At 62.5% G+C, this 23630-nt stretch carries 20 protein-coding genes; 14 read left to right on the plus strand and 6 right to left on the minus strand.

What is annotated here, in order from left to right:
* Positions 1 to 27: 27 nt before the first annotated feature.
* From GFM02_RS14190 to GFM02_RS14220, 7 genes are all read left to right on the plus strand, one after another.
* Positions 28 to 2136, plus strand: coding sequence for a family 10 glycosylhydrolase (locus GFM02_RS14190; protein WP_168321946.1), 2109 nt, complete (start codon positions 28 to 30; stop codon positions 2134 to 2136).
* Positions 2137 to 2241: 105 nt separating this feature from the next.
* Positions 2242 to 3228 (plus strand): ABC transporter permease, encoded by a 987-nt coding sequence (locus GFM02_RS14195; RefSeq protein ID WP_168321947.1) that lies wholly within the window; start codon positions 2242 to 2244, stop codon positions 3226 to 3228.
* A 10-nt stretch (positions 3229 to 3238) separates the two neighbouring features.
* Positions 3239 to 4429, plus strand: a complete 1191-nt coding sequence (locus GFM02_RS14200) for an ABC transporter permease (RefSeq protein ID WP_011653238.1) — start codon at positions 3239 to 3241, stop codon at positions 4427 to 4429.
* A 10-nt stretch (positions 4430 to 4439) separates the two neighbouring features.
* A complete protein-coding gene (locus GFM02_RS14205) occupies positions 4440 to 6158 on the plus strand; it encodes an ABC transporter ATP-binding protein (protein WP_168271779.1) in 1719 nt (572 codons plus the stop codon).
* A 10-nt stretch (positions 6159 to 6168) separates the two neighbouring features.
* The gene (gene otnI / locus GFM02_RS14210) at positions 6169 to 6963 is read left to right on the plus strand and encodes a 2-oxo-tetronate isomerase (RefSeq protein WP_168321948.1); all 795 of its coding nucleotides are present in this window, start codon (positions 6169 to 6171) and stop codon (positions 6961 to 6963) included.
* Positions 6960 to 7835, plus strand: coding sequence for a 2-hydroxy-3-oxopropionate reductase (locus GFM02_RS14215; RefSeq protein WP_168321949.1), 876 nt, complete (start codon positions 6960 to 6962; stop codon positions 7833 to 7835). The genes otnI and GFM02_RS14215 overlap by 4 nt, the downstream gene beginning before the upstream one ends.
* A gap of 108 nt (positions 7836 to 7943) precedes the next feature.
* A complete protein-coding gene (locus tag GFM02_RS14220) occupies positions 7944 to 10046 on the plus strand; it encodes a beta-galactosidase (RefSeq protein WP_168321950.1) in 2103 nt (700 codons plus the stop codon).
* 4 nt (positions 10047 to 10050) lie between these two features.
* On the opposite strand, the gene GFM02_RS14225 is transcribed toward GFM02_RS14220, so the two are convergent.
* A complete protein-coding gene (locus tag GFM02_RS14225; RefSeq protein WP_168321951.1) occupies positions 10051 to 10593 on the minus strand; it encodes a hypothetical protein in 543 nt (180 codons plus the stop codon).
* Between the two features lie 121 nt (positions 10594 to 10714).
* Here GFM02_RS14225 and GFM02_RS14230 point away from each other — a divergent pair, with 121 nt between their 5' ends.
* A complete protein-coding gene (locus tag GFM02_RS14230; protein ID WP_168321952.1) occupies positions 10715 to 11188 on the plus strand; it encodes a cupin domain-containing protein in 474 nt (157 codons plus the stop codon).
* Positions 11189 to 11261: 73 nt separating this feature from the next.
* On the opposite strand, the gene GFM02_RS14235 is transcribed toward GFM02_RS14230, so the two are convergent.
* The 5 genes from GFM02_RS14235 to GFM02_RS14255 form a co-directional block, all read right to left on the minus strand.
* Entirely contained in the window at positions 11262 to 12371 is a 1110-nt protein-coding gene (locus GFM02_RS14235) for a sn-glycerol-3-phosphate import ATP-binding protein UgpC (protein ID WP_168271773.1), read from the minus strand.
* 12 nt (positions 12372 to 12383) lie between these two features.
* A complete protein-coding gene (locus GFM02_RS14240; protein WP_168321953.1) occupies positions 12384 to 13298 on the minus strand; it encodes an ABC transporter permease subunit in 915 nt (304 codons plus the stop codon).
* A 10-nt stretch (positions 13299 to 13308) separates the two neighbouring features.
* Positions 13309 to 14193: a carbohydrate ABC transporter permease gene (locus tag GFM02_RS14245; RefSeq protein ID WP_027663811.1), complete on the minus strand. Its 885-nt coding sequence runs from the start codon at positions 14191 to 14193 to the stop codon at positions 13309 to 13311.
* Positions 14194 to 14404: 211 nt separating this feature from the next.
* Positions 14405 to 15760 carry an extracellular solute-binding protein gene (locus GFM02_RS14250; RefSeq protein WP_168321954.1) on the minus strand — a complete coding sequence of 452 codons (1356 nt, stop codon included), beginning with the start codon at positions 15758 to 15760 and terminating at the stop codon, positions 14405 to 14407.
* 358 nt (positions 15761 to 16118) lie between these two features.
* On the minus strand, positions 16119 to 17330 hold the full coding sequence (locus tag GFM02_RS14255) for an ROK family transcriptional regulator (protein WP_168271769.1): 1212 nt from the start codon (positions 17328 to 17330) through the stop codon (positions 16119 to 16121).
* Positions 17331 to 17552: 222 nt separating this feature from the next.
* Here GFM02_RS14255 and GFM02_RS14260 point away from each other — a divergent pair, with 222 nt between their 5' ends.
* From GFM02_RS14260 to GFM02_RS14285, 6 genes are all read left to right on the plus strand, one after another.
* Entirely contained in the window at positions 17553 to 18791 is a 1239-nt protein-coding gene (locus GFM02_RS14260) for an extracellular solute-binding protein (protein ID WP_168271768.1), read from the plus strand.
* Positions 18792 to 18865: 74 nt separating this feature from the next.
* Positions 18866 to 19750, plus strand: a complete 885-nt coding sequence (locus GFM02_RS14265; protein WP_168271767.1) for a carbohydrate ABC transporter permease — start codon at positions 18866 to 18868, stop codon at positions 19748 to 19750.
* Positions 19750 to 20595 (plus strand): carbohydrate ABC transporter permease, encoded by an 846-nt coding sequence (locus GFM02_RS14270; RefSeq protein ID WP_168271766.1) that lies wholly within the window; start codon positions 19750 to 19752, stop codon positions 20593 to 20595. Before GFM02_RS14265 ends, GFM02_RS14270 begins: the two co-directional genes overlap by 1 nt.
* Positions 20592 to 21614 carry an SIS domain-containing protein gene (locus tag GFM02_RS14275; protein ID WP_168321955.1) on the plus strand — a complete coding sequence of 341 codons (1023 nt, stop codon included), beginning with the start codon at positions 20592 to 20594 and terminating at the stop codon, positions 21612 to 21614. Before GFM02_RS14270 ends, GFM02_RS14275 begins: the two co-directional genes overlap by 4 nt.
* Complete coding sequence (locus GFM02_RS14280; RefSeq protein WP_168271764.1) at positions 21615 to 22544, plus strand: PfkB family carbohydrate kinase; 930 nt, start codon at positions 21615 to 21617, stop codon at positions 22542 to 22544.
* The gene (locus GFM02_RS14285) at positions 22541 to 23614 is read left to right on the plus strand and encodes an ABC transporter ATP-binding protein (protein WP_168271763.1); all 1074 of its coding nucleotides are present in this window, start codon (positions 22541 to 22543) and stop codon (positions 23612 to 23614) included. Before GFM02_RS14280 ends, GFM02_RS14285 begins: the two co-directional genes overlap by 4 nt.
* Positions 23615 to 23630 lie beyond the last annotated feature (16 nt).

Raw genomic sequence — 23630 nt, forward strand, 5'->3', positions numbered from 1 at the left:
TCTTTTGCCAATGATTGGATGAAGACGATGCTCGATGCCAGAAAACAGAACACCCATACGCTGAGGACGCCGGATTGGTTCAAGACGGCGACCCGCTGGACCCAGCTGACCTTCGTGGAAGACGACGCGGAGAAATACGACCCGGCCTTCTGGATCGATGTCTTCAAACGCACGAAATCGAACGCGGTCTGCCTCAGTGCCGGCGGCTATATCGCCTATTATCCGAGTGAAGTGCCTTACCACTATGTGAGCAAATATCTCGGCGACAAGGATATCTTCGGCGCGCTCGTCGATGCCGCCCGCAAGCTCGACATGCATGTCATGGCCCGCGTCGACCCGCATGCGATCCATGACGATGCCGCCAAAGCCCATCCCGAATGGGTGATGATCAATGCCGACGGCACGCCGCGCCGCCACTGGGCCTATCCCGATGTCTGGGTGACCAATGCCTATGGCGACTACAACAGCGTCTTCATGCCTGAGGTGGTCAAGGAGATCGTCCGCAAATACGATATCGATGCTGTCTTTGCCAATCGCTGGCAGGGCCACGGCGTCGATTATAGCCAAGATAGCGCCCGCCGCTTCAAGGACATGTCCGGCCACGCCCTGCCTGTAAAACCCGATGCCGAGGATCCGGCCTGGCAGGCCTGGGTGCAATGGCGCCGCCGCGTGCTGACCGACATGATCGCGCAATGGGACGATGCCGTCAAAGCGATCCGCCCGCATGCGAGCTTCATTCCGAACATGGGCGGCGCATCGCTGATGGAATTCGACCTCTCGGTCATCGCCAGGCACTGCCCCTTCCTCGTCGTTGACCATCAGGGCCGCAAGGGCCTCGAGCTCGGCTGGTCGGCTGGCCGCAACGGCAAGCGCATCCGCGCCACCTTCCCGGACCGCCCGGTCGTGCTGATCACCTCGATCGGCCCGGAGGAGGAATATCGCTGGAAGGATGCCGTCACCTCGGGTGAGGAGATGCAGCTCTGGATCAATGACGGCACTGCCCACGGTCTCTATGCCTGGTTCACCAAGTTCAACGGTGTCGTGCCCGACAAACGCTGGGTCGAGCCGGTGGCCGACGCATTCGGCCTGCAGGCAGCCGTCGAGCCGGTGCTGGAAAGCATGAAGCCGACCGCCGAAATCGCCGTCATCGATCCCTCGACAACGCTGCGCCACTGGGCGCCGGAAGAGCGGCATTCCGCCGAGAAACACGATCTCGGTCTCTATCACGCCCTCGTCGAAGCCCGGCTGCCCTTCGAGCTGCTCTCGGACCAGGTGCTGAGTGAGGAAAACCTCGACCGCTTCAAGCTCATCATCCTTGCCAACGCCTCCTGCCTTTCGGATGCGCAGAACGCGGCGATCCGCGCCTATGTCGATCGCGGCGGCAGCGTCATTGCCTCTTACGAGACGTCGCTACGTGACGAATTCGGCAAGAAGCGTGACGAATTCGGTCTGGCCGAGGTGCTCGGCGCCAGATACGTCTCCGGCCCGCGCGGCATCGTCAAGAACGCCTATGTTGCCCTTTCCGGCGATCACCCGATCAACCAGGGTTTCGACGGCGCCGAGCGCATCATGGGCGGCACCCGCCTGATCCATGTCGATCCATCCGACGACGCGGCGACACCCTTCCTCTACGTTCCCGACTTCCCTGACCTGCCGATGGAAGAAGTCTATCCGCGTGAAGGCCCGAAAGGTGCTGCTGTCATCGCCCGCGAGACTGGCAAGGGTGGCCGCACAGTCTATATCCCCTGGAATATTGGCGAGATCTTCTGGGAGGTCTTTGCGGTCGACCACGCCCGTCTCATCGCCAACGCCATCCATTGGGCACTCGGCAAGACACCGCGTGTCACAGTCAAGGGCAAGGGTGTCGTCGATCTGGCGCTGCGCGAAAACGGTGAGGGCTTGGCGCTCAGCCTCTTCAACCTCACCAACCCGATGATGATGAAGGGCCCGATCCGCGACAATTACCCTCTGGCAGCGCAGACCGTTTCGGTGGAGATTCCGGAGGGCCGATCGGTGGCGAAGGCCTGGCTCGTCGTTGCCGACCGCGCCGCAAGCTTCAGCTTCGGGAATGGCCGCGCGCAGGTGGAGGTGCCTGATATCGATCGGCTGGAGGTCCTGCATCTCACCTGGAAATGAGATGACACGCGACGGAGGGAGCGCTTTCGGCTCGGAAGGCCGAAAGCGGGTGAATATCCGGGGAAGCGCGCCACAGTGTTTCCCGACGGGAGGAGAAACATTCCGATGCTTGGCTATATCTTCAAGCGCGTGCTCTACATGATCCCGACGCTGTTCGGCATGTCGCTGATCTCGTTCCTGATCATCCAGCTGCCGCCGGGTGACTATCTGACGTCGATGATCGCCACGATGAGCGACAGCGGGCAGACCGTCGATCCCGCGCAGATCGAGCGGCTGAAGGAAATCTACGGCTTCGACGACCCCTTCTATGTCCAATATCTGAAATGGATCTGGGGCATCGTCAGCCGCGGCGACTTCGGCTACTCCTTCGAGTGGGGCCAGCCCGTCTCCGGGCTGATCTGGGCGCGCATGGGCTCGACGCTAGTGATCTCGCTCCTAAGCCTGCTCTTCGTCTGGATCGTGGCTTTGCCGATCGGCATCTATTCCGCCGTCCGCCGCCACTCCGTCGGCGACCATGTCTTCACCTTTCTCGGCTTCATCGGCCTTGCCGTACCGAACTTCATCCTGGCGCTGACGCTGATGTACATCGCTTATAAATATCTCGGCCAAAGCGTCGGCGGGCTGATCTCGCCTGAGTATGCCGAGGCGCCCTGGAGCCTCGCCAAGGTCGGCGATTTCCTCGCCCATCTCTGGATCCCGATCATCATCATCGGCGCATCCGGTACGGCAGCGATGATCCGTATCCTGCGCGCCAATCTGACCGACGAGCTGCACAAGCCCTATGTCGTCACCGCCCGCGCCAAGGGACTGCCGGAATGCAAGGTCATCTTGAAGTATCCGGTCAGAATCGCACTCAATCCCTTCGTCTCGGCGATCGGCTGGGTGCTGCCGCATCTTGTCTCCGGCGTCACCATTACCGCTATCGTGCTGAACCTGCCGACGGCCGGCCCGCTGCTTTTCCGCGCGCTAATCTCGCAGGACATGTATCTCGCCGGCAGCTTCATCCTGCTATTGAGCGCGCTGACCCTTGTCGGCATGCTGCTGTCGGATCTGCTGCTGGCGCTGCTCGATCCGCGCATCCGGTTCAATTGAGGGGGATGCGATGAGCACGCACGAAACCTTCGGAGCCCATGCTGGTCCGCTTCACACTGTTGCCGACGGTCCCTCGATCAGCCCGCTGAAACAGGGCAAGACCGTCTCGACCGCCGCGATCGGCCCCTGGCGGCTGGTCGCCGGCAAACTGGTCCGCCAGAAAGTGGCGATGGTGGCCGGCGCCATCATCCTCTTCCTCTATCTGGTTGGCCTCTTCGCCGAATTCCTGGCGCCGGCTTTGCCGATGACCTCACGGCCGCAATATACCTATGCACCGCCGCAGGGCTTCAGCTTCTTCGTCGAAAAACCGGACGGCAGCTCGGAGTTCAATTTCCACGTGAAGGGCTACAAGGTCGAGATCGACAAGGTGGCGCTGCGCCGCACCTTCGTCGTCGACGAAACCAAGGTCGTCCCGATCGGCTTCTTCGTCAAAGGCGCGGCCTACGATCTCTGGGGCCTGATCCCGATGAACCGTCACCTGATCGGCCCCCTTAACCAGAACGACCCAATGTATCTGCTCGGCGCCGACCGGCTCGGCCGCGACGTCTTCTCGCGCCTCGTCTACGGCACCCGCGTATCCATGTCGATCGGCCTCGTCGGCGTCGCCATGTCGTTGATCCTGGGCGTCGTTCTCGGCTCGATCTCCGGCTTCTACGGCGGCTGGGTGGATACGCTGATCCAGCGCGTCATCGAGGTCGTCAGCGCCATGCCGACCATCCCGCTATGGCTCGGCCTGGCGGCGGCGATCCCGCTGACATGGTCGCCGGTCAATGTCTATTTCGTCATAACGATCATCGTCTCGCTGCTCGGCTGGACCAGCCTGGCGCGGGAGGTGCGCGGCCGGTTCCTGGCACTGCGCAGCGAGGATTTCGTCGTCGCCGCCCGGCTCGACGGATCGAGCGAAGCGCGGCTGATCTTCCGCCACATCCTGCCGTCGCTGACGAGCCACATCCTTGCGGTCGTGACGCTGGCCGTGCCGACGATGATCGTCGCCGAGACCTCGCTGTCCTTCCTCGGCATCGGCCTCAAGCCGCCGGTCGTCAGCTGGGGCGTGCTGCTGCAGGACGCCCAGAACATCCGCACCGTCGCTACCGCGCCGTGGCTCCTGATCTGGCCGTCGCTCGCAGTCGTCGTCGCCGTCCTATCCTTCAATTTCTTCGGCGACGGCCTGCGCGATGCCGCCGACCCTTACGACAATTGAGGAGGAAACCATGGCCGATCTTTCAAAAGACGTCGTTCTCTCCGTCGAAAACCTCTCGATCGATTTCAGGCTGCGCACCCACATCCTGCACGCCGTCGAAAATGTCAGCTTCGAGCTGAAGCGTGGCCAGACGCTCTGCCTCGTCGGCGAAAGCGGCTCCGGCAAAAGCGTCACCGCCCGCTCGCTGCTGCAGATCGTCGACAGCCCCGGCAGCATCGTTTCCGGCCGCATCCTGCTCAGCAATGGCGACGGGGGTAACGGGGTCATCGACATTGCCGCCTTGAAGCCGTCCGACCGGGCGATGCGCGCCATCCGCGGCCGCCGCATCGGCCTGATCTTCCAGGAGCCGATGAGCTCGCTGTCGCCGGTGCACACCATCGGCTCGCAGATCATCGAGGCGGTGCGCCTGCACAGCAATCTCGATCATCGCGCCGCCCGCGAAAGGACCGTCGAACTGCTGCGCCAGGTCGAGATCCCGAACCCGGACAAGATGGCCGACCGCTACACCTTCGAATTCTCCGGCGGCATGCGCCAGCGCGCCATGATCGCCATGGCGCTTGCCGGCAATCCCGATATTCTCATCGCCGACGAGCCGACGACGGCGCTCGACGTCACCACCCAGGCCGAAATCCTCGACCTGATCAAGCGGCTGCAGGTCGAACGCGGCATGGCCATGCTGCTCATCACCCATGACATGGGGATCGTCGCCGAAGTGGCCGATGATGTTGCCGTCATGCGCTTCGGCCGCATCGTCGAGCGCGGACCGGTCGATGCGATCTACCACGCCGCCGAGCATCCCTATACCCGCCAATTGCTGGCCTCGACGGTCAAGCTCACCCACCATGTCGAAGGCAGGCTGCCCGCCGTGGCGCTGTCGCCGGAGGCACCGCAGCCGATCCTGTCCGTCCGCAATCTCGGCAAGATCTACGGTTGGCACGGCAAGGCCAATACGCTGCGCGCCGTCGACGACGCCAGCTTCGATCTTTATCCCGGCGAAAACCTCGGCATCGTCGGCGAAAGCGGCTCCGGCAAGACGACGCTCGGCCGGCTCATCCTGCGCACCGTCGAGCCGACATCGGGCAGCATCAGCTATCGCGGCAAGGACGGTAGCGAGATCGACGTCACGAAACTCACCAAGCGCGAACTCCGCACCTTCCACCGCGAAGTCCGCCTGGTCTTCCAGGATCCTTTCGCCTCGCTCAATCCGCGCATGACCGTCAAGGAAGTGATCGGCGATCCGCTTGTTGTCAACGGTCTGGCCAAGGGCAAGGCGCTGGAGGACCGCGTCGCCGAACTGATGCGCCTGGTCGGCCTCGATCCGATGGGCATGGAGCGTTATCCGCATGCCTTCTCCGGCGGCCAGCGCCAGCGCATCGGCATCGCCCGCGCCCTTGCACTCGATCCGCGCATCATCATCGCCGACGAGGCAACGTCGGCACTCGACGTCTCGATCCGCAGCCAGATCCTCGACCTGTTGCTCGATATTCGTCAACGGTTGAACCTGAGCTTTATCTTCATCTCGCACGACATTTCGGTCGTGCGTTATTTCTGCGATCGCGTCGCCGTCATGCATCGCGGCAAAATCGTCGAACTCGGCGAGGCCGAACAGATCTGCACCGCTCCCGAGGAGGCCTATACGAAGAGCCTCATCTCCGCCGTTCCCAATCCCGACCCTCGCGACAAGCGCATGCTGCACCGGCATCGTTTCGTCGCGCCTGCCAATATTTAAGGACGATCCCGTGCCGAATTTTTCCGCCAACCTTTCCTTCCTCTACCAGGACCTGCCCTTTCTCGACCGCTTCACGGCAGCCGCAGAGGACGGCTTCGGCGCCCTCGAATATCTCGGCCCCTATGCCGAACCCAAGGAGAAGGTCGCCGAGGCGCTGGAGGCGAGCGGCCTGAAACAGGCGCTCTTCAACGTGCCATCAGGCGACTGGGCCGGCGGCGAGCGCGGCATCGCCTGCCTGCCGGAGCGCGTAGAGGAGTTCCGCAACGGGATCGCGCAGGCGCTCGACTATGCCGCAGCGCTCGATTGCCGGCAGGTGAATGTCATCTCCGGGCTGGTGCCGAAGGGTGCGGACCTTCAAACGCTGGAAAATGTGCTGGTCGACAATCTGAAATATGCTGCAAAGCGTTGTGCCGACGTCGGCGTCAAGCTGCTGGTCGAGCCGATCAACCTGCGCGATATTCCCGGCTTCTTCCTGTCGACCACCGCTGATGCCGAACGCATTCTCGACCGGGTCGGCTCGGACAATCTCTACATCCAGTATGATTTCTACCACATGCAGATCATGCAGGGCGACCTGATCCCCACCTTCACAAGACTGAAGGAGAAGATCGCCCATGTGCAGATCGCCGACAATCCCGGCCGCAACGAACCCGGCACCGGCGAGATCAATTACGGTTTCATCCTCTCCGAACTCGACCGCCTCGGCTACGACGGCTGGGTCGGCTGCGAGTACAAGCCGAAATCCGGCACCAGCGAAGGCCTCGGCTGGATGAAACCCTATCTGACGTCAGCGAGGACAGCATGAACATCGGATTTATCGGACTGGGCGTCATGGGCCGCCCGATGGCGGAACACCTGATCAACGCCGGCCACACGCTGCATCTGAGCCGCGTGAAGGGAATCTCGCAGCATCTTGTCGACAAGGGCGGCAAAGCCGCAACAAGCGCCAGGGCGGTGGCGCACGCTTCCGACATCATCATCCTGATGCTGCCGGATACACCAGATGTCGAGGCGGTGCTGTTCGGCGAAGACGGCGTCGCCGCCGGCCTTTCCCAGGGCAAGCTGGTTATCGACATGAGCTCGATCTCGCCGGTCGCCACCAAGACTTTCGCCAAACGCATCGAGGCGCTCGGCTGCGACTATCTCGATGCCCCGGTTTCCGGCGGTGAGGTCGGCGCCAAGGCCGCCACGCTGACGATCATGGTTGGCGGCAAGGAGCAGGTTTTCGAGCGCGCCAAGCCGCTTTTCGAAAAGATGGGTAAGAACATCACCCATGTCGGCGGTAGCGGCGACGGCCAGACGGCGAAGGTCGCCAACCAGATCATCGTCGGCCTGACGATCGAGGCGGTTGCTGAAGCGCTGCTCTTTGCCAGGAAGGCCGGCGCCGATCCGGCCAAGGTGCGCGCAGCACTGATGGGCGGCTTTGCCGCCTCGCGCATCCTCGAAGTGCATGGCGAGCGCATGGTCAAGGAGACCTTCGAGCCCGGCTTCCGCATCCGCCTGCACCGCAAGGACATGACGCTCGCCGTCGATGCCGCCCGCGCGCTCGACCTGTCGCTGCCGAACACGGCCGCCACCCAGCAACTGATGAATGCCGCGATCGCCAATGGCGACGGCGAACGCGACCACTCCGCCCTCATCCGCACCCTGGAACTCCTCGCCGGAGGACCGCGCTAGATCAACGCTTTTTAGAACAACCGGACGACATCTTCGATTGCCGACTGCCGGAGCCTTCTTTCCGGACGGCGAAGCCATGTCCGGTCATCGATAGAGAAGGACAGGAAAATGCTCAATAAAGATATCCAGCTGCCCTACGGCGCCGTCTATTTTCGCAAGTCGAATCCGCCCAGCGAAGATTGGGAACGCGACTACACCACCGCCGGGCAGGACGGCCTCAACATCTTCCGCCACTGGTTCATGTGGAGCGCGATCGAAACCGCCCCCGGCGTCTACGATTGGGAGGAATACGACCGGCAGATGGACCTTGCCGCCGCAAACGGCATCAAGACCGTTATCGCCGAATTGATCCATGCCGTGCCGGACTGGGCAGTGCGCAAATATGCTCATGCGCTGCAGGTCAATGCCGACGGCACCAAACTCGGTTCCTATATGGGCGTCTCGTCGGCAACCGGCGGCTTTTCCAACAATGGCGGCGGCGCCGGCGCCCTGACGCTGAACTGCCCCGAAGTGAAGGAAGCCGCCGGCAAGTTCCTGACCGCGCTCGCCACCCGCTACAAGGATCATCCGGCGATCTATGGCTATGACGTCTGGAACGAGTGCAACTATTCCGCCGATGTCGATTACAGCCCCTATACCAAATCAGCCTTTCGCAAATGGCTGGAGAAGAAGTACGGCAGCCTGAAGGTCCTGGCGAAAGCCTGGTACCGCTACAGCTATGCCGAATGGGACGATATCGAGCCGCCGGTGCACATGGCGCCCTACCCCGAATGCATCGACTGGCTGCAGTTCAAGCGGGACAATTTCTACGACCAGATGCAGTGGCGCATCGACACGATCCGCGCCGTCGACCGCAAGAATGTGATCGCCGCCCACGGCATATCGGGCGCGATGCCCAACATGGCGGCCAACGGCTGCGACGACTGGCTCGCTGCCTCCAAGGTCGAGGTCTACGGCTTCACCTGGATCCAGGCCCGCAAGGGATCGGAAGCCTGGAAGAACTGGTATGGCGTCGACATCAACCGCGCTGCCGCCCGCGGCAAGCCGTTCTGGCATGCCGAGCGCCAGGGCGGCCCGCTCTGGCTGCAGCCGCAGGTGATCGGCCGCGACAAGGAGGATGGCCGTGTCGCCGAGCCCGAGGATATCCGCCTCTGGAGCATGACCTCGCTTGCCGGCGGCGCCCGCGGCGTGATCAATCTGCGCTGGCGCCCGCTGCTCGATGGCCCGCTCTTCGGCGCTTTCGGCTCCTACGGCATGGACGGCTCGCGCACGCCGCGCTCCGACATGGCAAGCGCCATGGCGAAATGGGCCAACGACACGGCGCAGGCTGCCCTCTGGGAGGCAAAGCCGGTGCGCGGCGAGGTCGGCATCCTCGTCGTTCGCGAAACCCAGGAATTCGATTACCTCCTGAACCACGACCGCAAGGAGAAACCCTATCCCGAAGCCATGTGGGGCGCCTATCGTGCCTTCCTCGAAAATGGCGTGCAGCCGGACTGGGTGCATATCGACGACATCGCGGCCTATGATTTCCTCTATTTCCCCTATCCGATCATGTTTACATCCGAGCAGGCAAAGAGCCTGAAAGCCTGGGTCGAAAACGGCGGCACGCTGATTGCCGAGGCATGCCCCGGCTATTTCGGCGATCGCGGCCATGTCGGCACCGTGCAGCCGAACATGGGCCTCGACGAGATCTTCGGCGCGCGCGAGGAGGAAGTCGAATTCATGCCCGATATCGGCGACCGCATCCATTTCGATCTCGACGGCGCGGCGGTCGACGGTGGCGGCTTCCTGCAGTCTTATCGGCTGGCCGGCGGAACGGGACGCGGCCACTTCACCGACGGCCGTCTTGCCGTCGTCGAAAATGCCTATGGCAAGGGCCGCACGCTGCTGATCGGCACCAATCCTTCCGTTGCCTATTACCGCACGCAGGGGAAGGCGAACGGCGCTTTCTTCGCTGAACTCTTGAGATGGAGCGGGAAGAAGCGCCACGTGACGCTGTCGAATGCCGCACTCTTCGCCCGTATCCACGAGGGAGAAAAGGGCAGCTTCCTCTGGCTCGTCAATCCGACGAGAACGGCGCAGAAGACCGAGGTGACGCTAGCCGAAGGAGCGCTTGCGCAAAGCCAGGCAGTCTGGCCGATCGACCATATCGGCAATAGCGGCATCGAGGTGCCGCCGCGTGATGTGCTGATCCTGCCGCTCGATAGCTGAAACTTCAGGATGTGGATGAACTGGCGCCTTCGGCAAAGGCTTCAAGCTCGGAATCGAAATCGACCTCGACGACATTGTTGAAGACGGCGGTGGCCAGCATGATGCCGGCAAAGGCGACGAGATCGACGAGCACCTTGGTCTCGTAGCGCTGTTTCAGCTTGCCCCAGAGTTCGGCGGGAACGGCGTTGGAATCGGCGACGATCGCCTTGCCGAAGGCGTCGAGCAGCGCTTCCTCGTCTGAAAACTCCAGCGCATCGGGATTGAAACCCTTGTTGATCAGCGCCCGACGAAAGAAGGTGACGGCGATCTTCGATTTCGCCGCCTTCGAGATCGCATGCGAGAAGATCCAGATCGACCGGTCGCTGACGGCAGGATCGAGCTCGGCCCGCAGCGTGAACCATTCTGCATAGATGCGGTGGGCGGCGGGCGAATGCAGCAGCGTGCGCTTCATGTTGGTCATGCGCCCGCGTAGCGTGACTTCTTCGTCATGCGCCGCACGAACCTCTTCCGAAGCGGTGTCGTAGTCGATTTGCGGGAGGTGGCTCATCGGGCCGGTCCTTTCCTTGTGCATAGAAGCTATTGGGGCGCTGCGGCTGCGCAGCGGCAAATCCGCTTGGCCGCCGCCGGGCTCAGGCCTAGACTGATCAAATCGAAGCTGGAGGCAAGGCATGAGCGACGACCACGAGCATCATCATGTCGACTGGCGGGAACATGGCGTCAAGGTCACCCCCGGTAATTCGCTTGATCCGAACACCGCGCAGACGCCGGGCATGAATCGCGCGACCGCGATCAACAATGCGCGCGCCGGCGCCGAAAAGATCTGGGCCGGCACGGTGACGATCCATGCCAACGCCAAGACTGGCGCCCATCATCACGGCGACCTCGAAAGCATCATCTACGTGGTCAAGGGCAGGGCCCGCATGCGCTGGGGCGAGCAGCTGGAATATACCGCCGAGGCCGGCCCCGGCGACTTCATCTATGTTCCGCCCTATGTGCCGCACCAGGAGATCAACGCCAGCCGTGACGAGACGCTGGAATGCGTTCTCGTCCGCTCAGGCCAGGAACCGGTCGTCGTCAACCTCGACATCGAGCCGGTCGAAAAGCCGGAAGACGTCGCGTGGATCGACCCGATCCACCGTTAGAGCAATTCGCCTTCGAGTAAGCGGCTGACACCCTCAGCCGCCGAACGCTCTGCAAGGCCCATCGAAGACTGCTTTAGGCGTGAACGGCACCTGCACCTGCTATAACCGGGTTCTCGATGATCCGGCCGGTATCGGCGGCATAGAGGTGGATCTGGTCGTAATCGATCGCGATGCCGATCGGGTCGCCCGACTTAACCTTCACCGCTTCGGTCAGCGCCACGGCAAAGGGCAGCCCATCGAAATCGGCGTGGACGATGCGGCTTGCGCCGAGCTCTTCAATGAAATCGGCCGTTGCGGTGAGGGCGCCCGGCGCATCCAGGGCGACCAGCCGGGCGGCCTCGGCGCGCATCCCAAGCACGACGCGTTTGCCTTTCAGCGGTGCGGCGCGCTCGCGCGGCAGCACGACCTTGCGGCTTTGATCGTAGACGAAGACGCCCTCGTCATTGATCGTGCCCTCGAGCAGGTTCATCGCCGGTGTACCGACGAAGCCCGCGACGAAGCGCGAGACCGGATGATGATAGACCTCTTCCGGCGTGCCGACCTGCTCCACCCTGCCGCCGTTCATCACCACCAGCCGGTCGGCCAGCGTCATCGCCTCGGTCTGGTCATGCGTGACGAAGATCGAAGTGGCGCCGAGGCGGCGGTGCAGACGGCGGATTTCAGCGCGCATGGCGATACGCAGCTTGGCGTCGAGGTTCGACAACGGCTCGTCGAAGAGAAACACCTTCGGTTCGCGGATCATCGCGCGGCCCATGGCGACGCGCTGGCGCTGACCGCCGGAAAGAGCGGCGGGCCGGCGTTCGAGGAAGGGTTCGAGGCTGAGCGCCTTGGCGACCTCGCCAATGCGCCGCTGACGCTCCGCCTTCGAGACGCCGGCCACCTTCAATGCGTAGCCGATATTCTCGGCAACGCTCATATGCGGATAAAGCGCATAGTTCTGGAAGACCATAGCACAGCCGCGCTCGCGCGGCTCCAGCTGGTTGACGACGCGGCCGTCAATAGCGATTTCACCGCCGGTGATTTCCTCGAGGCCGGCGATCATGCGCAGCAGCGTGGACTTGCCGCAGCCGGACGGGCCAAGGATGACGATGAACTCACCCGACTGGATGTCGAGATCGACGCCGTGAACGACGGGGGTCTTGCCGTAGTTTTTCTTCACGCCACGAATGGAGATCGGTGCCAAGGGAATACTCCTTCACTTCTCGGTGGAGATAAGGCCGCGTACGAACCACCGCTGCATCAGAATGACGAGGATCAATGGCGGCGACATGATGATCAGGGTTCCGGCCATGGCGACGTTCCAGTCGGGCAGGCCGAATTCGGACGGGATGAGGGTCTTGAGCTGCGTCACGGCGATGCCAAAATTCGGATCGGTGGTAATCAGCAGCGGCCAGAGATACTGGTTCCAGGCCCAGACGAACATGATGGTGAAGAGCGCGATCATATTTGGCCGTGAGAGCGGCAGCAGAATATCCCAGAAGAACCGGACAGGCCCCGATCCATCCATCTTCGAAGCCTCGGCAAGCTCGTCGGGAACCGTCAGGTAGAACTGCCGGTAGAGGAAGGTGCCGGTCGCGGTTGCGACCAGCGGCAGAACGAGACCGGGATAGGAATTCAGCAGGCCCCATTCGAGCTTGATCTGGATGCCGGTGATCTGCGCCACGAGCCAGCTTATGCCGGTAACGTCTAGGATCGTCTGGAAAGGCTGCAGCGCGTTGGCCGCAATCGAATAGGTCGGCACGATGCGGACTTCAAGCGGCAGCATCAACGTGATGAAGATGATCCAGAAAATCACATACCGGCCACGGAAGCGGAAGTAGACGATCGAGAAGGCTGCCATGGAAGACAGCATGACCTTGCCGGCGCCGACGGTTGCGGCGAAGATGATGCTGTGGAACAGCTTGTTGCCGAGATCGGCGCGAACCCAGGCTGTCTCAGCGTTTTCCCAGAAATGCGAGCCTGGAACCAGCGGCAGCGGCACGCGATTGACCGTCTCCAGATCAAGCGTCGAGGCGATGATGACAATGGCGAAAGGCAGAAGCGCGATCACCATGCCGAGCGCGAGAAGGCTATAGCAGATGAAGTTGAATATCGGCGTGCGTTCGATCATGTCCGCGACCTCACTTGTAGTGCACGCGCCGCTCGATGAAGCGGAACTGGAAGATGGTGAGCAGGACAACGAGCACCATCAGGATGATGGACTGCGCTGCGGCGCCCGAATAGTCGAGACCTCTGAAGCCGTCGAAATAGATCTTGTAGACCATGAGCTCGGTGGCGCGCGCCGGGCCGCCCTGCGTCATGACGTCGACGATACCGAAGGAATCCTGGAAACTCTCGGTGATGTTGATGACGAGCAGGAAGAACAGCGTCGGTGTCAGCAGCGGCAGCTGGATATCCCAGATCCGGCGCATCGGCCCCGAACCGTCCATTGCGGCGGCCTCGATCAGCGAGCGCGGAATGCCTTGCAGCGCCGAGAGAAAGAAGATGAAGTTGTAGCCGATATATTTCCAGGAGAAGGCGACGACGACGGCGATCATCGCATCCTTGCCGTCGAGCGCGGGATTCCACAGGCCGGGCCAGACGTGGTTGATAACAGACAGAAGGCCGGCCTCCGGCGCCAGGATGAAGCGGAAGGCGAGGCCGAGAGCGGGAGCAGCTATCGCGTAGGGCCAGATGAAGACCGACCGGTAGACTTTGTGGCCGCGCAGTTCACGATCCGTCAGAAGCGCCAGGATCAGCGCCAGCCCCATGGCGATGGCCGTCGAGCTGAAGCCGAAGATCATGCTACGGGTGATCGAGTCCCAATAGATCGGATCGGTGAGCAGCTGTCTGAAATTGTCGAAACCGACCCAGGCATTACCACCGCCCCATGGCTGCTCGAGCGTGAACGCCCAATAGAGCGCCTGCGCACTCGGCCAGTAGAAGAAGACGAAAATCAGCAACAGCATCGGAAATGCAAAGAGCAGTCCGATCGTCGTCGACGAGAAAGTGACACGCTTTTCCATGAGTGGTCGTTTTCGTCCTGGTTTGGTTTAAAGCATGTCGCGCAAAAGTGTGCAGCGGTTTTGCGGTAACGACATGCGTCAAAATAAAGATCTAAAGCGCGAGGGGCGCGCTTTAGGCGCGGGCGGCGAGTTCGCATCCGCGGCCGACTGAGGAACTACAAAGACGCACCCGGCGCGCGAAGTGCGGCCGGGTGCGGCTCATATCAAGCGATCAGGGGAGCTGAACGTTCTTGTAGGTCTGCTGGAAACGACGCAGCAGCGTGTTGCCGCGTTCGGCAGCGCTGTCGAGCGAAGCCTGGACATCGGCATTGTTGACGAAGATTGCCTGGAGACCATTGGCGATTTCGGTGCGGACCTGCAGCAGGCCACCAAGGCGGATGCCATGCGGAGCCGCATCGTCAGCGGGCGATGCGGTCAGGCTCTGAATAGCGAGTTCGCGGCCGGCATAAGGAGCCTTGTCGTAGAAGCCCTGCTTCTTCAGATATTCGAAGCCGGAGTTACGAACTGGGATGTAGCCGGTAACGGTCGACCAGGTGAGAGCTTCTTCCGGCTTTGCGATGAAGTTGAAGAAGGCAGCTGCAGCCTTGTATTCGGCGTCGGAATGACCCTTCAGAACCCAGAGCGAAGCGCCGCCGACATAAGAGCTGTGCCGGGTTGCATCGCCGTAGGTCGGGAGCATGGCAACGTCCCAGTTCATGCCTTGCTTGGCGGTGCGGCCAACGTTGCCGTGGTCGCCGACCGAGGTCAGGATGACCTGGCAATCGCCAGCGGCAAAGGCTTCGACGAAGGTCTGGCCGACAGCCTTGTTCTTGATGACGGCAAGCTTGTTGTCGTACCAGGACTTGAGATCCTTGACGTAGCTGACGAGAAGCGGGTTCTTGTTGAACACCAGCTCGGCGTCGAGACCTTCAAAGCCGTTCTTCTTCGTGGCGATCGCTTCGCCGTTGACGGCTTCGAACTGCTCGATGTACTGCCAGACTTCGTTGTTGGAGATGTCGAAGCCGAGCGGGCAAGCATAGCCTGCATCCTTCAGAGCCTTGAGGTCCTCGCCTGCTTCCTTCCAGGTCGCCGGAGCATGATCCTTGCCGATCTTGGCGAAGGCGTCCTTGTTCCAGTAGAGCAGAGCGGTCGAGGAGTTGAAGGGGAAGGAGTACATCTCGCCCTTCGATGTCGCGTAGTAGCCGGAGATACCGGAGAAGTAGTCCTTCCAGTCGACGGTGTAGCCCATGTCGGTCATCAGCTTGTTGGCCGGGTAGTAGGCGCCGGAGAGCATGATGTCGAGCGTGCCGGCGTCGGAGACCTGAGCGATGGTCGGCTGCTTGCCGGCGCGGAAGGCAGCGATGGTGTTCTGCAGGGACGCGTCGTAGCTGCCCTGGCTGGTGCAGACGACTTCGTAGTCGGCCTGCGATTGGTTGAAGCGATCGCACTGCTCCTGGACACGCTTTGCGATGTCACCGGAATTGCCGAACCAGAAGTCAATCTTGGTCTTATCGGCGGCGGCAGCGGGACCAGCAAGAAACGCTGTAGCGAGAAGGGCGCCAACGGCGCCGAGAAGCTTGGCTTGCATGAGAACCTCGAACGTAAAAGGGACGCGCACTTTCAGCGCACGCCCTATTAGCTGGTTCAAATTCCGTCTACCAATGAAGATTACATGACATGAAATGATCGAAACCCAGTTGTCACAAAACCTTCATACAATTGTTATTCGCCAATCTCGGGGAAATATTTACAGAAATTTCGTCTATTGCTTCAGCATGCTGCCAATAAGTTACACCTATATTCGAAAAAATGGATACTCAGGGGATATTTAATATTTATTTATATTACGACGGAGTGCGGTTATTCGCCTGTTCCGCTGCAACGAAACTTGCAAAACCACTGACATTTTTGCCGTTGCACTGGTGTGCAACCTGAGGATTTAAGCCTCAGGATTGAAGGGAATCCTTCAGGATCGCCGCAAAACGCGGATCGAATGCACGGCTGATCGGTCCGGCGGCAGCCCCGAGCGCCACCGACCAGGGATCGGACATGCCGGGCTGCAGGCGCGGCAGCGTTCGGCCACGCCGTTCGGCGATCGAGGGCAGCAACGGGCCGATTGCCGCAATCAACCTGTTCACCAGCGCCTCCGGCGCGCTGCCGCAGAGGATCACCGTCTGCGGATCGAACAGCGTCTCAATGAGATGGATGCTCCAGCGCAGGTCCACTGCCGCTGCTTCGACCCAAGCGCCGATGCTTTGATCGCCCCTCAAGGCAAGGTCGTTGATCCGTGCATAAAGGCCGGGATCGGCGGGATCGACCGACAGATGCTGATAGAGCGAGGCGAGCGAGGCGCGATGTTCGAGCGGCGTCGATTTGCCGTCGGCAAACAGCAGCGCCATGCCGATCTCGCCGGCATTGCCGTTGGTGCCGCGGTAGAGCTCGCCATTCAGAATGAGGCCGGCGCCGATGCCATAACCGACGAAGAGGCAGACGGCATGGTCGATGCCGTGGGCGGCTCCCACCATACGCTCGGCGGTCGCTGCCGCCGCCGCATCGTTCTGCAGGCTGACATCGAGCCCGGTGCCGGCGGTCAGCGTTTCCAACAACGGAAATTTCTGCCAGGCCTCCATCATCCAAGGATCATCGCCGCTGCCGGCGACTCCGAAAGGCCCGGGCATGGCGGCCCCGAGGCCGACCAGCCGCTTTTCCGACTGCTGGGCGATCCCGGCAAGCTTTGAGCGTACGCCGGCGACGAGGTCAAGGATGACCTTCGTCCCGTTCGACGGACCTCCGGGTGGTAGTCCGGCCTCATCTCGCACGAGAACGCTGCCGACGAGATCGACGGCGACCGCCCGCGTCACATGCCGATCGATCTGCAGGCCGATTGCAAAGGCGCCTTCGGGCACGAGACGATAGGGTGTCGACGGCTGCCCCCTGCCCCTCCTCACCGCCTCTTGCGAACTGACGAGACCGTCACGCTCGAGTTCCTCGATGATATTCGACACCGTCTGCTTGGTCAGCCGCGTCGCCCGTGCCAGATCGGCGCGTGAAAGCGCGCCGTTGATCCTCAGGGCATCGATCATGACGCGCCGGTTATGCGCGCTGGTGCCTTCGTGATTGGTGCCGCTCTTGGCCCGGATCGGGCGGCTGTCATTCATGTGCAATTCCCTCTTGACTCCAATAGAATGTTGAAGAAGTAATAAGTCAAGACACTTGACTTAATGAGGAACCGAAGAGTTCCAGGGAACGCAGGAGGCGGGCAACGGCTCCGATGACGCTCCGAGACGACGAACCGGCACGTTTTCGCGCGTGCCTTCTCGAACACCGATGGCGGAGGGCCGCCCTCGGCAATGCGTAAATGTCAAAAACTGGAGGCTGCAATGCTGAAATCCTTTAACAAGACTCTTCTGGGTGCGGCCTTGATCGGCGTGTCCCTTGCGCCGCACGCTTTCGCCGAAACAACGCTGAACGCGCTTTTCATGGCGCAAGCCGCCTATAGCGAGGCCGATGTGCGCGCTATGACCGACGCCTTCGCCAAGGCGAACCCCGATATCAAGGTCAATCTCGAATTCGTCCCCTATGAAGGCCTGCACGACAAGACGGTGCTGGCGCAGGGTTCCGGCGGCGGTTATGACGTCGTCCTCTTCGACGTTATCTGGCCGGCCGAATACGCCACCAATAAGGTGCTTGTCGACGTCTCCTCGCGCGTCACCGACGAGATGAAGAAGGGCGTGCTGCCGGGCGCCTGGACCACCGTGCAATATGACGGCAAATATTACGGCATGCCTTGGATCCTCGACACCAAATACCTGTTTTATAACAAGGAAATCCTCGAAAAGGCCGGCATCAAGGCTCCGCCCAAGACCTGGGACGAGCTGACCGAGCAGGCAAAGACCATCAAGGACAAGGGCCTGCTCGCCACGCCGATCGCCTGGAGCTGGTCGCAGGCCGAAGCCGCGATCTGCGACTACACCACGCTCGTCAGCGCCTATGGCGGTGATTTCCTCAAGGACGGCAAGCCGGCCTTCCAGACCGGCGGCGGCCTCGATGCGCTGAAATACATGGTTTCCAGCTATTCCTCCGGCCTCACCAATCCGAACTCCAAGGAATTCCTCGAAGAGGACGTCCGCAAGGTCTTCGAAAACGGCGATGCCGCCTTCGCGCTGAACTGGACCTACATGTACAACATGGCCAACAATCCGAAGGACAGCAAGGTCGCAGGCAAGGTCGGCGTCGTGCCGGCGCCGGGTATTGCCGGCAAGAGCGAGGCTTCTGCCGTCAACGGCTCGATGGGCCTCGGCATCACCTCGGCCAGCCAGCATCCTGATGAGGCCTGGAAATACATCACCTTCATGACCTCGCAGGCAACGCAGAATGCCTATGCCAAGCTCAGCCTGCCGATCTGGGCGTCCTCCTATGAGGATCCTGATGTCACCAAGGGCCAGGAAGAGCTGATCTCGGCTGCCAAGGTCGGCCTTGCCGCCATGTATCCGCGCCCGACGACGCCGAAATATCAGGAGCTTTCGACGGCGCTGCAGCAGGCGATCCAGGAAGCGCTGCTTGGCCAGTCCTCGCCCGAGGACGCGCTGAAGTCGGCAGCCGACAATAGCGGCCTCTGAGCAACGCATGAAACCCCGGGCGGCGCCTGCCGTCGCCCGGTCTCCAAAACCTATAATGAAGAAGGGTCGCCTCGATGTCGGGCACTTGGCTGACAACCCGCGCGTGGCTTTTGATGCTGCCGCTTCTCGTGGTCATGATTTCAGTCATTGGCTGGCCTCTGATCGACACCGTCGGCCTCTCCTTCACCGATGCCAAGCTGGTCGGCACGGAAGGAAACTTCGTCGGCGTCGACAATTACGCGAAGATGATCTCCGGCTCGAATTTCCAGCGCACGCTGATCACCACCGCATGGTTCGCGATCGTCTCGGTCGCCGCCGAAATGGTAATCGGCGTGCTCGCCGCCCTGCTGCTGAACCAGCAGTTTCGCGGCCGCACCGCGCTTCGCGCGCTGATGATCCTGCCCTGGGCGCTGCCGACCGTCGTCAACGCCACGCTCTGGCGGCTGATCTACAATCCGGAATATGGCGCGCTGAATGCCGCCTTGACGCAGCTCGGCCTGCTGGAGGCCTACCGCTCCTGGCTCGGCGAGCCGGGCACGGCGCTGGCAGCCCTGATCGTCGCCGACTGCTGGAAGAATTTCCCGCTGGTGGCGCTGATCGCGCTGGCCGCACTCCAGGCCGTGCCGCGCGACATCACCGCCGCCTCGCTGGTCGACGGCGCCGGCGCTTTTGCCCGCTTCCGCTTCGTCATCCTGCCCTATCTCGCCGGTCCATTGATGGTGGCCCTGGTGCTGCGCACGATCGAGGCCTTCAAGGTGTTCGACATCATCTGGGTCATGACCCGCGGCGGCCCGGCCAACAGCACGCGCACGCTGTCGATCCTCGTCTATCAGGAAGCCTTCTCGTTCCAGCGGGCGGGCTCCGGCGCCTCGCTGGCATTGATCGTCACGCTGCTGGTGACGCTGCTTGCTGCCGGCTATGCCGCTCTGGTGCGCAAGACGGCCGGGAGCGCTGCCTGATGGAACGCCAGACCCCGCTCTTTTCCGCCTTCATATATGTCTGCGCGCTGCTGCTTGCCGCCGTCATCCTGGCGCCGATCCTGTGGCTGTTCATCATGAGCATCTCACCGGCCGCCGACCTTGCGGCAAAGCCGCTGCGCTGGTGGCCGCAGACGGCGGATTTCTCGCGATACGGCGTGCTGCTCTCGACACTCGAAAACAGCGCCGGCGCCGCCTTCACCTCGTCGCTGCGCAACAGCACCGAGGTGGCGGGCATGGCGACGATCGCCGCCATTGCGCTGGCCATTCCGGCCGGCTGGGCAGTATCACGCACGCCGTCCGTCGGCTGGTCGCTGTCGATGGTGATCGCCACCTACATGCTGCCGCCGGTGGCGCTCGCCGTGCCGCTCTATATGGGGCTTTCCCATCTCGGCATGCTGAACAACGTCTTCGGCCTCGCGCTCGTCTATCTGACCATCCTGGCGCCCTTCACCACCTGGCTGATGAAATCGGGTTTCGATTCCATCCCGAGGGAGATCGAATCCGCCGCGATGATCGACGGCGCCGGCCTGTTCCAGACGCTCAGGATCATCACGCTGCCGCTGGCCGCCCCCGTGGTCGCAACGTCCAGCCTCTTTGCCTTCCTGCTTGCCTGGGATGAATTCTTCTATGCGCTGCTCTTCACCTCCGACCAGCGCGCCAAGACGCTGACCGTCGCCATTGCCGATCTCGCCGGCGGCCGCGTTTCCGATTACGGACTGATCGCGACGGCAGGCGTACTCGCCGCCCTGCCCCCGGTGCTGATCGGTCTTGTCATGCAACGCGCCCTGATTTCGGGGCTCACCAGCGGCGGCGTCAAGGGATGAACATGACAGAAGAAAGAACCCGGCCGGCCGGACTTGCCGCGATCGACCGCGAAATGGCGCGCCAGTATGCCGATGCGCTCGCCTCCTATCACGCCGCCGGGCCGATGGCGGTCGGGGCCGCCGCTTCGCTGAAGAAGACCGCCCGGCTGCTCCTGCTCGGCATGGGCGGTTCACATGCCGTCAACCGCGCCGTCGAGCCGCTCTACCGTGCGCTTGGCATCGATGCCATCGCCCTGCCGCTGTCCGAACAGCTGGGCCAGCCGCTGCCGATCGTCGGCCGGACGATCTTCGTCACCTCGCAATCCGGCGAAAGCGCCGAGGTGGTGCGCTGGTTTAGCGAGACGGGCGGGACGGAGGAGACCTTCGGCCTGACGCTCGAAGGCGGCTCCTTCCTCGCAAGAACCGCCCCGTCGCTGGCGGGCGCCGGCGGCACCGAGCTTGCCTTCGCCGCGACCCGCAGCCTGACGGTGACCTTCGCCCTGCATCTGGCAATCCTTTCCGCCCTCGGCGAAGATCCTGACACCGCACTTGCCGCCCTCAAGGCGCCGGAAGATCATGACATCGCCGCCGCTCTCTCGGCGCTCGAAAACGTCGCGACCATTGTCACGTCAGGCCGCCGGCTGCAGGGTATCGCCGAGGCGCTCGCGCTCGGATTGACCGAGCTGTCGCGCCGTCCCTGCTTCTCGCTCGAAGGCGGCCAGCTGCGCCATGGGCCGATGGAGATGCTGGGGCCGGAAATCGGCGTCGTGCTGTTCCGCGGCTTAGACGAGACGGCTGGCCTGGTAACGGCAATGGCGACATCCGCCGTCGAGACCGGCGCCCCGGTCATCCTGTTCGACGCCTCGGGCGAAGCGCCGGTCGCCGGCGCGGTGACGATCCGCTTTGCGCCTGCAACCGGTCTTGCCGCGATCTTCGCCATGCTGCCCGTCGCCCAGCGGCTGATGATCGCCTTTGCCGATACCCGCGTGGAGAATGCGGGAACGCCGGTTCGATCCACCAAAATCACCCGGAGCGAATGAATGCGGCCGCTTGCAGTCATCGGCAACGTCAATGTCGACCTGATCCTTGGCCCGGCCGCCCCCTGGCCGAAGGCCGGGACGGAAATCATCGTCGACCATGACGAGTTGCGCGTTGGCGGAGCCGCCGGCAACAGCGCCCTCGCCTGGCAAGCGCTCGGCGTCGAATTCGAGATCGCCGCCAATATCGGCAGTGACCAGTTCGGTCGTTGGCTGAGCGAAGCCTTCGGCCGCCGTTCCGACAAGTGGCCGGTACGTCCTGAGAAAACGACGCTCTCCGTCGGTATCACCCATCCGGACGGCGAGCGCACCTTCTTCACGACGAGGGGCCACCTGCCGCGTTTCAGCCTGGCAGACGTTTTCGCCGTCATCGAGGGCGCAAGACTTCAGGGCGGCTACGCGCTTCTCTGCGGCTCGTTCCTGACCGACGATCTGACAGAAGAATACGGCCAGTTCTTCGACTGGGCCGACAGCCATGGCATTACCGTCGCGCTCGATACCGGCTGGCCGCTCGACGGCTGGACCGACGAGAATTGCGCCGCGACACGCGCCTGGCTCTCCCGCAGCGGTGTCGCGCTGCTGAACGAGGTCGAATCGACGACGCTTGCCGGCATCGCCGATCCGATCGAGGCCGCGCGTCACATCAAATCGCATATGCCGGCGGGTGCGATCGTTGTCGTCAAACGCGGCCCGGACGGCGCTCTCGCGATCGGGCCGGACGGCAGTTCGGTTTCGGTGGCAGCGCCCGTTGTCGAAGTCGTCGATACGATCGGCGCCGGCGATGTCTTCAACGCCGCCTTTCTCGCCGCGCTCGCAAGCGGTGAGCCGCTGGTTTCCTGCCTGACGGCGGGAACCGAGGTTGCCTCGCGCGCCATCTCCACTCTTCCCCGCAACTATGGCGGCACGACATCTCTTCAGGAGCCCTTGCGATGAGCGCGCTCGAAATTCAAAACATCCGCAAGACCTATGGCGACGTCGAGACGCTGAAGGGCATCGACATCTCGTTGGAAAGCGGCGAGTTCCTGGTGCTGCTCGGCTCCTCCGGCTGCGGCAAGTCCACGCTGCTGAACATCATCGCTGGCCTTGCCGAGGCGACGAGCGGCGATGTCAGGATCGGCGGCCGCTCGGTGCTCGGCGTGCATCCGAAGGACCGTGACATCGCCATGGTCTTTCAATCCTACGCGCTCTATCCCAATCTGACGGTGCACCGGAACATCGGTTTCGGCCTGGAAATGCGCAAGGTGGCAGCACCCGAGCGCGACAAGGCCGTGCGTGATGCCGCAAAGCTCCTGCAGATCGAAAACCTCCTCGACCGCAAGCCGAGCCAGCTTTCCGGCGGCCAGCGCCAGCGCGTCGCGATCGGTCGCGCGCTGGTGCGCAAACCTGAGGTATTCCTCTTCGACGAGCCGCTCTCCAATCTTGACGCCAAGCTGCGCATGGAGATGCGCACCGAGATCAAGCGGCTGCATCAGATGCTGAAGACCACGGTCGTCTACGTCACCCATGACCAGATCGAGGCGATGACGCTGGCAAGCCGCATCGCCGTCATGCGCGACGGCCGCATCGAGCAGCTGGGCACGCCGGAGGAGATCTACAACCATCCGGCAACGCTCTATGTCGCGACCTTCGTCGGCGCGCCGCCGATGAACCTGCTGAAGGCGAGCGCGCGAGACGGTCGCCTGGCGCTTTCCGGCGCCGATGCCAGCCTGCCCCTACCCGCCCGTTTCCGCGAGACGGTCGGAAACGGCCGCGAGCTTATCCTCGGCATTCGCCCCGAGGCGCTTCGCACGGACGGCGCCGGCCCGTCGATCGAGGCAACCCTTGAGGTCGCAGAGCTGACCGGCCCGGAACTCGTCGTCACCGCCCTTGCCGGAAATCAGCGCCTGATGGCCTGCCTGCCGCCACGCACACCGATCCGCGACAACGAAAAGCTCACCCTCTTTTTCGACGAGGAGGCAATGCATCTCTTCGACCCGGAAACCGGTCTCAGCTGCGGCCGTTAGCGACGGTTGTCCGTCA

Source organism: Rhizobium leguminosarum bv. viciae, assembly GCF_012276115.1.
Lineage (GTDB): Bacteria > Pseudomonadota > Alphaproteobacteria > Rhizobiales > Rhizobiaceae > Rhizobium > Rhizobium leguminosarum_T.

Coding starts and splice junctions, on each gene's coding strand:
- GFM02_RS14190 (WP_168321946.1), top strand. CDS start 28: ATGCTCGATGCCAGAAAACAGAACACCCATACGCTGAGGACGCCGGAT.
- GFM02_RS14195 (WP_168321947.1), top strand. CDS start 2,242: ATGCTTGGCTATATCTTCAAGCGCGTGCTCTACATGATCCCGACGCTG.
- GFM02_RS14200 (WP_011653238.1), top strand. CDS start 3,239: ATGAGCACGCACGAAACCTTCGGAGCCCATGCTGGTCCGCTTCACACT.
- GFM02_RS14205 (WP_168271779.1), top strand. CDS start 4,440: ATGGCCGATCTTTCAAAAGACGTCGTTCTCTCCGTCGAAAACCTCTCG.
- GFM02_RS14215 (WP_168321949.1), top strand. CDS start 6,960: ATGAACATCGGATTTATCGGACTGGGCGTCATGGGCCGCCCGATGGCG.
- GFM02_RS14220 (WP_168321950.1), top strand. CDS start 7,944: ATGCTCAATAAAGATATCCAGCTGCCCTACGGCGCCGTCTATTTTCGC.
- GFM02_RS14225 (WP_168321951.1), bottom strand. CDS start 10,593: ATGAGCCACCTCCCGCAAATCGACTACGACACCGCTTCGGAAGAGGTT.
- GFM02_RS14230 (WP_168321952.1), top strand. CDS start 10,715: ATGAGCGACGACCACGAGCATCATCATGTCGACTGGCGGGAACATGGC.
- GFM02_RS14240 (WP_168321953.1), bottom strand. CDS start 13,298: ATGATCGAACGCACGCCGATATTCAACTTCATCTGCTATAGCCTTCTC.
- GFM02_RS14245 (WP_027663811.1), bottom strand. CDS start 14,193: ATGGAAAAGCGTGTCACTTTCTCGTCGACGACGATCGGACTGCTCTTT.
- GFM02_RS14250 (WP_168321954.1), bottom strand. CDS start 15,760: ATGCAAGCCAAGCTTCTCGGCGCCGTTGGCGCCCTTCTCGCTACAGCG.
- GFM02_RS14255 (WP_168271769.1), bottom strand. CDS start 17,330: ATGAATGACAGCCGCCCGATCCGGGCCAAGAGCGGCACCAATCACGAA.
- GFM02_RS14260 (WP_168271768.1), top strand. CDS start 17,553: ATGCTGAAATCCTTTAACAAGACTCTTCTGGGTGCGGCCTTGATCGGC.
- GFM02_RS14265 (WP_168271767.1), top strand. CDS start 18,866: ATGTCGGGCACTTGGCTGACAACCCGCGCGTGGCTTTTGATGCTGCCG.
- GFM02_RS14270 (WP_168271766.1), top strand. CDS start 19,750: ATGGAACGCCAGACCCCGCTCTTTTCCGCCTTCATATATGTCTGCGCG.
- GFM02_RS14275 (WP_168321955.1), top strand. CDS start 20,592: ATGAACATGACAGAAGAAAGAACCCGGCCGGCCGGACTTGCCGCGATC.
- GFM02_RS14280 (WP_168271764.1), top strand. CDS start 21,615: ATGCGGCCGCTTGCAGTCATCGGCAACGTCAATGTCGACCTGATCCTT.
- GFM02_RS14285 (WP_168271763.1), top strand. CDS start 22,541: ATGAGCGCGCTCGAAATTCAAAACATCCGCAAGACCTATGGCGACGTC.